Source organism: Nonomuraea sp. NPDC059194 (assembly GCF_042754765.1).
Taxonomy (GTDB): Bacteria; Actinomycetota; Actinomycetes; order Streptosporangiales; family Streptosporangiaceae; genus Nonomuraea.
In genome coordinates this window covers 19601-31332 of sequence record NZ_JBHZBH010000063.1, presented here as the reverse complement: position 1 = coordinate 31332, position 11732 = coordinate 19601, and the positions used below count along the sequence as shown (strand labels likewise).

Here is an 11732-nt window from a genome sequence, read left to right as displayed (position 1 = left end):
GGCTGTTCTCGTTGGGCCGGATTCCGATCACAAGATCACATCGACCCGCCGCGCATCCGCCCTGGTCATCCAGCAAATGGCGGCTGCCGTACTAGATCACGTGGCAGAGAACGGGGCAGCCATGCACACATTGGCTACCCAAACTCATGATGATTCTCCAGTGGGGCGCTCCATCTGGTAGCCATGGCCCTGGCCCGCTTCCCCTGCGGGCGGGACGATGGCAGACGGGATTATCAGCGGGCGGGCGGGCTGTGCGCGGTGCGCCTGACAGACTTCGCAGATGGGTCACGATCGTTCCGCGGCCATCAATCAGTGGCTTGCCGTGTGGGAAGTGAACGCCCGCTACGCCCGGGAGACAGCACAGGGCGAGGGGCAGCGTGCTTGGGCCGCGACAGCCCTTCATGCGCTCGATCAAGCCGAGAGCGCGGGCTTGGGTAAGGCAGATGCTGATGTGAGCCGGTTCCACCTACGTGCGTACATGATCCTTGCACTCGGTACTGATGACGAGCCTCTCTGGAACCCAGATGTTCTCGGAGCGGACATCCTGGCCGCGCTTCCCCTCGATCGAGTCCAGGCGGAGACATGGTCGACCGATTGGCGAGAACGTCCGGCGTCCGAGATCCTCCTTCTCCGCCGCTGCAAGAACCTTCTAAATTCTGCCCGCACCATCCGCGATCACCTCACCGATCAGGTGACAGCTAGCGAGATAGATCGCTGGCTTGCTCTTTGGGAGCGGCTTCCATAGGTGGATTGGCGCAGGCCACGGTCTGATCGTCGTGCCATTAGCGTGCCATTAGCCCCGGTAACGAGGGGTCAACCACGGTCGCTCACGACCGGCCCGAGACCGGCGCTGACCAGGCAACCCAGGGTCCAGAGCCCGTGATCACAGCAATTCCCAAGCTGACAGCGCGGGTTCGATTCCCGTCACCCGCTCCACTTCCTGAAGGGCCTCGATCAGGCGATCCCTTGATCGTCGGCGGGGCTCTTCGCTTCTCGGGCCACACCATGGGTCCGCTGGCGACTCGCCGGTGCCAGAGACGGCGATTGGGCGTCCGAGACCTTCGGTAAGGGGCATCCGGCTCCGCTCCGGGCCTGAGCGGCTCTCGCCGACTGCGCGGTCCACCTGAGCCATCGCCTCATGCGGCCGCCGAAGGCGATGGACAGCGGAAGACCCGAGTTACCCATGACCAGATACGCTTTCAGCGGCGTCGGGGTGTATTGCGGGCCTCTCGTCGGAGGAGGAGCGGTGGTTCAGCCATTGGGGGCCTCGTTTCGCGCCTACCGTCACAAGGCGCAGCTGACGATCAGGAATTTGTCGCGCGCCTCCGGGCTTCAGCGTTCGCTCCATCGGCACCAGTCCGGCAGCCGCGCGTGCCGGCGGTCGGCGGTGTGCGCGCCACTGGGGGTGCCCAGGAGAGCGGCGCGCATGCGCTGGCGGTGCGCCGGGCTGATCGATGCAGAGGTACGGCCGGCGCCGTTCGAGGTGTGCCGATCAAGGAGGGTGTGATGTCGCATCCTTGGCGCGGCTGGTGTGTACTTCGACCCGGCCTCATGCTGTACGGCGGGGCGGTCGGCAGGAATGGCCTGCACGCCCACCATGCGGTTCAGCTGATTGTCTCCGCCGAGCCCTTCACCATGGCTGACGCCCACGGCGAGCGGCTGACCACGCAGATCGCCATCATTCCCCCCGACACCCGCCACGCAATACTCACCGGAGCTCGTGAGGCGCTGCTCGCTCACCTGGATCCCCGCAGTTCGCCGGGCCGGTCCCTGCTCGCGCGCTTCGGTACGGGGCTCAAGGCTTCGGCCTGGTCGCCATCCGTCACGGAGGACAGGGATCTGCCCGTCTACGGATCTTCAGCTCAGGCAGTGACCGAACCGGCGCACACGAGCCCGAGACCGGGGCACCACAAGGGATTACGGCCGCTCATGTTCACCGAGCCGCCGATCGGTCATGTGCGCTCAGCCGAAGCGACGACCGCGCTGCGAGTAGTCGAGGTGTGGACCGGCCACAGCGCCGCCGACAGCGTTCCGCTCCACCCAGCGGTGGAGGCGGCGATTACCGTGATCCCCACGCTCCTGAGACGAGGACCGGTGCGGCTGCGTACGGTCGCGGACGCGGTCCACCTGTCGCCGAGTCGGCTGGCGCACCTGTTCAGCGCGCACGTAGGGATCCCTTTGCGGCCGTACGTGCGGTGGCTACGCCTGCAGCGTGCCATTGGCCTCGTAGCCGCGGGAGACACGTTGACGGTGGCCGCTCACAGCGCCGGGTTCACCGACAGCCCACACTTCACCCGGGTCTTCCGGGCCACCTTTGGGAATGCGCCCTCCGAGCTCGCCGCGGCGATCGACTGGTTGCCCTGAACCATAAGGCGCCCAAGTCCGCGCTGGAGCCCCGAGGTCGCTACCGGCGCGAGCGCTGAGAGCTGTCGCCCTGCCCCGTCGATGTCGCGGCTAGCGCAGCTCACGCTTGAGGATCTTGCCGGTCGCCGTCATCGGCAGCGAGTCGCGGAACTCGATGCTCCGCGGGTACTTGTACGCAGCCATGTTCTCCTTGCACCAGGCGATGAGCTCCTCCTCGCTCGCCGTCGCGCCGGGCGACGCGATGACGTAGGCCTTGACCTCCTCGCCGTGCGAGTCATGGGGTACGCCGACCACCGCCACCAGCGAGACCGCCGGATGCATCATCAGCACCTCCTCCACCTCGCGCGGGTAGACGTTGAAGCCGCCCCGGATGATCATGTCCTTCGTGCGGTCGATGATGGCGTAGTAGCCGTCCTCGTCACGGGTGGCGATGTCGCCAGTGCGGAACCAGCCGTCCCGCATGACCTCCGCGGTAGCCTCGGGCCGCCCGTAATAGCCCTTCATGACGTTGTGCCCGCGGATGGTGATCTCGCCGGGGCCCTCGCCTTCGATGGTGTTCCAGTCGCTGTCCACCAGCCGCATCTCCACGCCCCAGATCGGGAAGCCGATGGTGCCCGGCTTGGTCGGCCGGCCGGGCTGGTTGAAGCCGGCCACCGGGGAGGTCTCCGACAGCCCGTAGCCCTCCAGGATCGGGATGGCGAAGGTGGCCTCGAAGTCCTTGAGCACCTCGACCGGGCAGGAGGCCCCGCCCGCCACCGCCACCCGCAGCGTCGAGGGCGCCTCGGCCCCGTCGGCGTGGATCTTCGACAGCAGCGCCCAGAACATCGTCGGCACCCCGGCGAACATGGTCACCTTCTCCCTGCGCATGAGCGCCAGCGCCTCGCCGGGCTCGAAGCGCGGCTGCAGCACGAGGGTGGCGCGGCGACGCACGCTCACGTTCATGACCGCGGTCTGGCCGAAGGAGTGAAAGAGCGGCAGCACGGCGAATGAGACGTCGCCCTCGGGGTCGGCGGGGAACATCTCGTCGCTGACCACGGTGTTGGTCAGCATGTTCATGTGGGTCAGCACGGCGCCCTTGGGCTGACCGGTGGTGCCGGAGGTGTAGAGGATGGCCGCGGTGTCGCCCGGCTCGGTCCGCACCGTCTCGAACTCCCCGGACATGCCCTCCAGCGCCGCCCAGAACGACTCACCGTGCTCCGACTCGGTGGCCAGCGGCGTGGCAGGCAGGACGACGAAGTGCTCGCAACCCTCGACGGCGTCGAACGCCTCCCGCCCGCGCGCGCCCATCGGCAGCTCGGCGGAGCCCTCGAAGCAGAAGAGCGCCTTGGCGTCGCTGTCGGCCAGGTGGTAGGTGATCTCACGCGGCTGCAGCAGCACGTTGAGCGGAACCACGGTCGCTCCGGCCTTGAGGATGCCGAAGTAGACGAAGGGGAAGTACGGCAGGTTCGGGCAGAGCAGCGCGACCTTGTCACCCTTGCCGATCCCCCGGGCCACCAACAGGTTGGCCACCTGGTTCGCGACGGAGTTCACCATGGAGTACGGCAGGCGCAGGTCGCCGAAGACCAGCGCGGTGCGATCTGGAGCATTGCGGGCGCTGTCTTCCAGAATGATCGACAGATTGAGCATCGCGACCCTTTCGTCGGAACCTCGTACGCCCCCAGGATGTCGGGCGGATCCAGGCAGGACTTGTACGAATGTGCCGACTCCCGGACTGCCGCAAGCGGCACCATCGCGAGCTCACGGCCGCCGACGCAGGTCAGGTCCACCAGCCTCCGACGACCTCGACGCCCTCCTTCTCGAGCGCGTCGTGCCACACCGGATCGCGCAGCAGCCGCGCCTCCCAAACCCGCACGATGCCGTCCGGTCCTCTGACCGCGTCCTCGCGGGAGGGATGCAGGAACAGCTCGCTCGTGCCCTCGGGCAGGGCCGCGAGCCGACGGAGGTAATCGTCCCGCAGTTGCTGGTAGGCGCCGAGTTCGTACGCTGTGCGCCGATTGGTGGCGATCGTCTGCGGAATGGACACGCCGAGAGCGTCAGCGAGGGCGACGGCCTTGGTGTGCTCTGCCGCGAGCCGCGGCGGCAGTGGCCCACCGAAGTACGGCTCCGCGTCGCGAGGCAGCCGGAAGGCCAGGCCGTGGTGCGCACACCATTCCAGCGCCTGGGCGAGCCATGATCGGCCATGCAGGCCGTACAGGGTGCCGGCATGAGAGTCTGCCGCCACGGGCGCGAAGCCCCGGTCACGCATCCAGCGCAGCTGTGCGTCTGCCTCCCCGATGACCTCCCGGGCCTCGCCTCGGGCTCCGAGAACGAACGGATCGTCGCTGAGGGTCCCGTCAGGATCGACGAGGCTGGCCGCGCCGTCGAGAGGTCGCCAGCGCGGGAGTCCGTGCTCGCTCGTCAGGGTCACGTGCAGCCGCGGCACCACGCCGAGCTCCCGGACGTGGTTCGCTGCTTGCTCGGCAAGCGGGGAGACAGGGATGAGGGTCGTCGCGCTGACGTGTCCTTCGGCGAGTAGGGCGGCGATGACTTCCGTGGTGCCGGGCTCGCGGCCGAGGTCGTCGGCCGTGATCACGAGGCGCCGGGTCACGGGGTGCGCTCCACGTCGGGCTCGTTCGCGGGACCGGCGGGCGGCGGCTCGACCGGCTCAGCCGCCTCGGGCGGCGGCTCGACCGGGACCGAGATGAGTCGCGCCGCGACGGCACCGATCGCCGTCAGTACGAACGGGTACACGCATAAGTAAACACGGAACGCGAGCCCGGGGTCGGCACCGGGGTCATCGCCCGAGTTGTAGCCGAAGAAGACTCCCAGCGAGGTGAGGGCGAATCCCGTCACGATCCCGTTGAGCCGGGCGAAGAACCCGAATGCCGACAGGAAGAGCCCTTCACGATGCTCTCCGTTGCGCGCGGCGTCGGCGTCCAGGACACGCGCCACGATGAGGTCGTTCGTCGCGAGCATCCCTGACCATCCGGCGCCTACGAGTACCCCGGCGGCGATGGCCGTCACGAGGTCGGTGGCGAAGAACAAGGTGGCGAAGCTGACCGCCAGGATCGGGAAGGCCAGCCGCCAGGTCCACAGGGCGCCGCGGCGGGCGACGACGCGCGTCCACACGATGAGGCCGCCGGCCGAGATGAGGATGACGATGCCCTGCAGGTAGAGCGCGTTGGCGACCGGGAGCCCGAGCGAGTAGCGCACGTACAGCTGGATGCCGGAGAGTACGAGCGCCATGGCCACCCCGTAGCAGGCGCCGGTGAGCCCGACCGTCCAGAACATCGGGTTGCGGACGATCGACCACAGGCTGTGCAGCAGTCGCGGCCGCTCGTGCGTGGCGTAGCGAGGATTCTCGTGTGCGCTGAGCGCCATGAACGCGATCACGACGCATGCGATCACGCCATAGATGATCGCGGTGGTCCGGAAGCCTTCGGTGGTTTCCTCGGTGCCGAACACCTGCGTCGTGAGCAGCGGGGTGACCGCGAGCGAGATCACGAGTGCCGCGAGCTGGAAGCCCTGGCGCAGGCTGTTGGCAACGGCTCGGTCGCGCTCGCGCGGATAGAGTTCGGGGAGCAGCGCGCCGTAGTTCGCGTTGAGCATCGAGTCGAAGGCCTCGCACAGGATCGCGAAGATCGCGAACCAGAGCACGAGGCCGATGCCCTCCAGCGAGGTCGGCGCGGAGAAGAACGCGATCATGCAGGCCGCGAGCATCGGCGCACCCACGAGCAGCCACGGCCGGCGCCTGCCGTACCGACTTCTGGTGCGGTCGGAGAGGTGGCCGAGCAGCGGGTTGTCGACGGCGTCGATGATCGCGTAGATCACCATGACCACGCCGTAGGCGCGCACGTCGAGCCCGAGAATGTCGACGTAGAAGAGGATCATCGATCCCTTGATCATGTTGATCGGGATGGATGTACCGAACATCCCGATGGCGTAACGCCACGCGGGAGTCCGTGCCGGGGCGGAAGCCGTACCGGACTGGGACACACGATCACCCCCTCTCACTCACAGGAGAACAGCAGGTGAAGCGGAATCGTGCCGCGCCGGACGTCGATCACCGGCCACGTCGTGTCCCAGTGTTGTCCCAACGAATACCGCGGATCAAGCCCGCGCGATCTCGAGAGAGTTCGCAGGCTGACAGCGCGGGGTCCGATTCCTGTCGCGCCGAAGGCAAGATCGACGCCAACATCATGCTCAGCAACAACCCTTGGGACACCGTGGCCGGCGTCCTCATCGCCGCGAAGCCCGCCGCTCGAGCCGCGGCCACGCAGTCGTCACACAGACAACGGCCAATAGAGCACGTACGCAAGCACAGCACCAACCCCGATCGACAACGGCAAGACCGGGATGAGCCAAAGCGCAGCCAATCGAGCACCCATCCGGCGCCAAGGAATAAGTGAGATCAATCCGAAGAACATCGCGCACGCCATCGGTGTCAAGATCCACGTGAAGAAGGTGACGGTTGACCATGTGCTGAGCGGGGCGCACTCCTGGGTCTCATATTCCGTCATCGGATCAAGGCCACACGCCGTCATCTCAAGAACCGACACGGCCATCCAGGCGACGTAATCCGCTGCCCAGAGGACGGCCGAGACAACGATGACGCATGCCCTCGCTATCAACAGCGACCGCATGCCGTCGCCGGGAGGGGGGTTGGCCATCCTGAGACTGTACGGTGGACGTCTGAGGTGATCAACGGTTGGTCGTGAGCCTCAGTCGCTCCGGCTCCGGGATGATCGTCGCGAACACGCTCGACGTCGAAGGTTCGCAGGTGGCTGAGGTAGGGCCTGATCATCCGTCCGCCATCTACCCGGGACAAGCGTCAAGGTCGTTCGTCCAGCGGGGCGCTCCGCCTTGACCCCAGTGGCCTCGGCCTGCTTCCCCTTCGGGCTGGTCGACGGCAGACAGGATCATCTCAGTGTCACCCTCGTGGCGCCCGCTGATGCGGGTCCGGGTCGCCCGGTGACCGAGGTGGCGGCGTGCCGACGGTTTGGGACCCCGTCCGTGCGGTGTCAGCGGTTCGACGTCTCGTGCCGGTCGATGTGATCGCGGAACCAGTCGAGCGTGAAGCGGTGTGAGGCGATGCCGTAGTCGAGCGTCGCGCGCTGATGGGTGGCGAGGTCGCGGTGCTCCTCAGGAATGTCCAGGGTATCGAGGTGCTTGTCGAGGGCCGAGAGCGCGGCGAGGTCGGTCTCGATGCGCGCCGTGATGCGGCGGAGCACCGGTACGCGTTCGACCGGCTCCAACAGGCCGAGGAAGTAGAGCCTGGACAGCGCCGCGGTCTCCAGATCGGGCCCAGCCAAGTCTCCTGTCATCCACGCGCGGAACTCCTGACGACCGGCGTCGGTCAGGCGGTACACCTTCCGCCCCCGGCCCCCGGCTTCGATGCTGGCGACCTCGATGAACTCCCGCGCGAGCAGGGTGTCCAGCGCGCGTTTGATGCTGCCGGAGCTGGCGCTGTAGAAGAGCGCGACGCCGGCCTCGAATCCTTTGATGAGGTCGTAGAAGGTCTGCGGGGCGATCAGGAGCAGACCGAGGATCACATGAGCCATTGGCCGAGTCTAAATCATTGACTCTCATAGACATGTCTAGTAGATAGATCATCAATGGTTGACTGCCTCGGCCGGTGGAAGGCATGGCGCCGAGGGTCACGTTGAGGGAACGGAGACAAGGAACATCCACGTGACATCGCCGCTCGCCACGACCCCTGCTCACGACAATCACGTTCCCGACGACGTCGACGCGCGGCTGACGGGCCTGCTGGAGAGCCTCGTCGCTCAACGCGGCATACACCACGCCAAACTCGCCGTCACAAGCGGCGACGGGAAACAACGCTGGTCCGCCGCCTCCGGGCCTGCCGGTGCCGACGATCACCCGCTGCGTCCCGATACCCCGTTCTTCATCGCGAGCGTCACCAAGCGTTTCATCATCACGCTGGTGCTGCAGGCGCACGAGCGCGGCGAGCTCGAGCTGGCCGCGCCGATCAACAGCTATCTGCCTACGGAGCTGATCACTGGACTCCATGTCCTCGGAGGGATCGACCGGACGTCCGCGATCACGGTGCGCCACCTCGCGAGTCACACGTCCGGATTGCCCGACCATTTCGAGAAGCGTCGTGAAGGCCCCAGCCTGTATGAGCGCCTCGCCGCCGGTCAGGATCTGGCCTGGACCTTCGAGGACACGATGCGGGCTACGCGCGAGCAGCAGCGCCCGCACTTCGAGCCGCAGGACCTCACGGCCGCTCGGCAGAAGGCCCGCTACTCCGACACCGGCTTCCAGTTGCTCATCCGCATCGTGGAGACGGTGACCGAACGGATCCTCCGTCCGCTCGGCCTGACGCACACCTGGCTCCCAGGACATCGCCCGCCGGATCCGGCGACCGCAACGCCCTCACCGCTCTACGCGAAACAGCGCCGCGTGGAGCTGACCTCGATGATCGAGTCCTGCAACGACCTGTTCAGCACCACCAGCGATCTCCTCACCTTTCAGCGAGCGCTGCTTGACGGCGAACTCTTCAGTGACGCCCGCTCACTGGAGCTGCTCACCGAGCGGCGCAACCGGCTGCGCAACATCCCCATCCTCCGGTACGGCCTGGGCACCATGTTCTTCAAGGTCGGCCGACTCATGTCACCGGGGCGCCGCCCTGTCACGCTCGTCGGCCACTCGGGAGCCACCGGGACGTGGCTCTTCCACTGTCCGGAGCTCGACCTGCACGTGGCTGGCACCGTTGACCAGACCAAGGGACAGGCCATCCCCTTCCGGTTCATGGCGCGTTGCCTGGGCGTCTGGCGAATGTGAGGGCGAAACCCTGAGCAACAACCCGTGGGACACGGCCGCGGGCGTGGACATCACCCGCGAGGCCGGAGGCCGCCTCGATCGGGGAGCTTGTCCTAGCATGAGATCATGGACGTGAAGTGGGGGCCGCTCACCACTGACGACGCGTCGGCCTGGGCCGAGTTCGCCGCCGCCGTCGAAGCCGTGGACAGGACCGGCAGCCACGTCACCGTGGAGCAGATGGCGGAACGCCTGGCCAACCCGCTACTCGACCTGCGGGAGGGCACGCTCGCGGCCAGGCAGGACGATCGGATCGTGGCGCTCGGGCTGGCCCCGGTTCGGCAGGCGGCGGATCCCGTCCACCTGATGGATCTTTGGGGCGGGGCTGTGCACCCGGACCACCGCAGGCGTGGGTACGGCAGGCGGATCATCGACTGGTCGCTCCGGACCGCGCCCATGCTGCACGAAAGGCACTATCCCGGCAAACCCCTTCACCTCCTCCTGCATGTCGATGACGGCAACCATGACCTGGCCACGCTCGCCGAGGAGGCGGGGTTCGCGCCCGAACGCGTCTTCCAGGGCAGGCGGCGCGATCTGACCCTGCCGATTCCGCTACCGAAGGTTCCCGACGGGGTCACGATCGTGACCTGGACACCAGAGCTCGACGAGCAGGCACGCGAGGTGCGCAACGCCGCCTTCGGCGACCACTGGGGCAACACGCCGCACACTCCTGAAAGCTGGAAGCACCTCATCACCGGCACGACCGCCTTCCGCCCTGACGGCTCGTTCCTGGCGACAGCGGACGGAACGGCGGTGGGCTGCCTGCTGACCCACTACCGGGAGGCGGACACGGCGGCCACCGGCGTACGCGAGGCCTGGATCCAGATCATCGCGACGGTCGGAGAGTGGCGCGGCAGGGGCGTGGCGAGCGCGCTGATCGCACACGCCCTCACCTCGTTCAAGGCCCAGGGGTACGGCACGGCGGGGCTGAGCGTCGACGCCGCCAACGGAACCGGAGCGGTCGCGATCTACGAGCGTGCCGGTTTCGCCACCTTCAAGTGCGTCACGACCTACGTGCACGCTTACTGAGCGCTCGAAGGCGGCAGGTCAGCCCATTCCCGGACGGGTGATGCCCAGGCGGCCCGGATAGGTGCCGTAGCCCTCGATGCGGACGACGGAGCGCGAGTTGGGCGCATGGATCATCGTCTGCTTCTCGGGGTCGAGCACGATGCCCACGTGGTCGGCTGTGCCGTCCCCGTTGTTGTCGAAGAAGATGAGGTCTCCGGCCTGCGCGTTGCCGTCGGGGATGCGCGGGCCGCGGATCCACTGGTCGTGGGCGACCCGGGGGATGGTGGTCCCCGCCGACTGGTACGCGCGCAGCGTCAGCCCCGAGCAGTCGAAGGAGTTGGGTCCTGTCGCACCCCAGACGTACGGGTCGCCGAGCTGCTTGAGCGCGTAGTCGACGATGGCCTGGGCGCGGGGGTTCGGGGCGAGGCTGTGGGCGTTCGGCGGTACGGCGAGCGACGGCTTCCAACCACCGCCACCACCACCGCCGCCGCCACCGCCGGCGCCGCCCGACCCACCCGGGGCGTAACCGTTGCCGCCGTTCGGGTTGCCGGTGTAGGACGCCAACTGCGTGGCGCCCTTGGATCGGAAGGCGGGGTCGGGGATCCAGCGTTTCGAGGCGTCGTTGCCCGGGACGAAGACCCTGTCGCCGGGGGCGGCGATGTCGGTGAAGAACGCGAGCTTGAGGTACTTGTCGATCTCGGCGGTCGCCTGCTTGACGGCCTCGACCGCCCGCCCCCTCGGCTCCTTGGCCCGTTCGAGGGCGTCGGACACCTGGGATCTGATGCTCGTCATCGGTATCGAGGTGGTGTCGGGGTCGTTGCGCTGCTCGTCCAGCCAGGCGCGTTTTTCCCGGTAGAGGGCCTGGACTTCGCCCTTCGCCGTTTCCAGCGCGGTCCCCGCTGCGTCCAGCTTCCCCGCGCAGTTGGTCAGGGCGGTACTCAGCTTCGTCCCCTGCTCGGGGTATTTGGCCATGTAGGTAGCGAAGTCCTCGGCGGCGCCGCCGTTCCACGCGCTGTCCACCGTGTTGACCGCGCGCTTGATGGCGCCCGTCTCCGTGGTGAGGTTGGTGGCCAGCGTCCGCCAGCGCGTCGAGATCTTCGTGATCTCGGCCTGGTTGCCGCTCAGATCGTCGATGACCTGCTGGATGTCGCTGAGGTACCTGTCCCAGATGTCCGTCACGCTTGCTCCGTCCGGGGGCCGACGGGGAGGTCGGCGTTGCGGACGTTGGTGACGACCTGGTGGATGGCCGCCTCGACCTTGGTCAGGTTCTGCTGGGCGTGCCTGGTCTCGGCGTCGATCTTCGCCTCGAGGTCGTCGACGGCCGTGGTGAGCTTGCTCGAAGCGCCCTCGAGGGAGCCGAACCACGTGGTGCCGGCGCCAGCAGGGATCTCGTCGGCCATGCTCTTGAACTGGTTCGCGACTCCATTGGCCCTGCCGGCACATGCTTCGAGCGCGTCGAAGTAGATCTCGAACCCTGCCACGTGAGCCACGCCTCCCGTGTCACACCAACATCAATGGCCCCGACAATCTAACATCCT

At 67.3% G+C, this 11732-nt stretch carries 12 protein-coding genes; 5 read left to right on the top strand and 7 right to left on the bottom strand.

Translation table 11 applies throughout. The annotated features are described in order from the left end of the window. The 3 genes from ACFXJ8_RS41390 to ACFXJ8_RS41380 all read left to right on the top strand — a co-directional run. The coding region (locus tag ACFXJ8_RS41390; protein ID WP_379650641.1) for a hypothetical protein at nt 1-181 on the top strand (181 nt) is incomplete at its 5' end. Between the two features lie 99 nt (nt 182-280). Continuing rightward, the gene (locus ACFXJ8_RS41385; RefSeq protein WP_379650639.1) at nt 281-745 is read left to right on the top strand and encodes a hypothetical protein; all 465 of its coding nucleotides are present in this window, start codon (nt 281-283) and stop codon (nt 743-745) included. Between the two features lie 740 nt (nt 746-1485). Further along, nucleotides 1486-2364: a helix-turn-helix transcriptional regulator gene (locus ACFXJ8_RS41380; protein ID WP_379650637.1), complete on the top strand. Its 879-nt coding sequence runs from the start codon at nt 1486-1488 to the stop codon at nt 2362-2364. A 90-nt stretch (nt 2365-2454) separates the two neighbouring features. Here the strand turns inward: ACFXJ8_RS41380 and ACFXJ8_RS41375 are convergent, their stop codons facing one another. The 5 genes from ACFXJ8_RS41375 to ACFXJ8_RS41355 all read right to left on the bottom strand — a co-directional run bounded on the left by ACFXJ8_RS41375 (nt 2455) and on the right by ACFXJ8_RS41355 (nt 7904). Then, nucleotides 2455-3990 (bottom strand): long-chain fatty acid--CoA ligase, encoded by a 1536-nt coding sequence (locus ACFXJ8_RS41375; protein ID WP_379650636.1) that lies wholly within the window; start codon nt 3988-3990, stop codon nt 2455-2457. 130 nt (nt 3991-4120) lie between these two features. Continuing rightward, the gene (locus ACFXJ8_RS41370) at nt 4121-4951 is read right to left on the bottom strand and encodes a carbohydrate deacetylase (RefSeq protein ID WP_379650634.1); all 831 of its coding nucleotides are present in this window, start codon (nt 4949-4951) and stop codon (nt 4121-4123) included. After that, nucleotides 4948-6276 carry an MFS transporter gene (locus ACFXJ8_RS41365; protein ID WP_379650632.1) on the bottom strand — a complete coding sequence of 443 codons (1329 nt, stop codon included), beginning with the start codon at nt 6274-6276 and terminating at the stop codon, nt 4948-4950. Before ACFXJ8_RS41365 ends, ACFXJ8_RS41370 begins: the two co-directional genes overlap by 4 nt. Before the next feature lie 350 nt (nt 6277-6626). Continuing rightward, nucleotides 6627-7013, bottom strand: a complete 387-nt coding sequence (locus tag ACFXJ8_RS41360) for a hypothetical protein (protein ID WP_379650631.1) — start codon at nt 7011-7013, stop codon at nt 6627-6629. Between the two features lie 351 nt (nt 7014-7364). Next, complete coding sequence (locus ACFXJ8_RS41355; protein ID WP_379650629.1) at nt 7365-7904, bottom strand: PadR family transcriptional regulator; 540 nt, start codon at nt 7902-7904, stop codon at nt 7365-7367. Between the two features lie 130 nt (nt 7905-8034). Here ACFXJ8_RS41355 and ACFXJ8_RS41350 point away from each other — a divergent pair, with 130 nt between their 5' ends. Both ACFXJ8_RS41350 and ACFXJ8_RS41345 read left to right on the top strand, forming a co-directional pair. Beyond that, on the top strand, nt 8035-9150 hold the full coding sequence (locus ACFXJ8_RS41350; protein WP_379650627.1) for a serine hydrolase domain-containing protein: 1116 nt from the start codon (nt 8035-8037) through the stop codon (nt 9148-9150). A gap of 105 nt (nt 9151-9255) precedes the next feature. Next, nucleotides 9256-10215, top strand: coding sequence for a GNAT family N-acetyltransferase (locus ACFXJ8_RS41345; RefSeq protein ID WP_379650626.1), 960 nt, complete (start codon nt 9256-9258; stop codon nt 10213-10215). Nucleotides 10216-10233: 18 nt separating this feature from the next. On the opposite strand, the gene ACFXJ8_RS41340 is transcribed toward ACFXJ8_RS41345, so the two are convergent. After that, the gene (locus ACFXJ8_RS41340) at nt 10234-11373 is read right to left on the bottom strand and encodes an NlpC/P60 family protein (protein ID WP_379650624.1); all 1140 of its coding nucleotides are present in this window, start codon (nt 11371-11373) and stop codon (nt 10234-10236) included. After that, entirely contained in the window at nt 11370-11684 is a 315-nt protein-coding gene (locus tag ACFXJ8_RS41335) for a hypothetical protein (protein WP_379650622.1), read from the bottom strand. Before ACFXJ8_RS41335 ends, ACFXJ8_RS41340 begins: the two co-directional genes overlap by 4 nt. Nucleotides 11685-11732 lie beyond the last annotated feature (48 nt).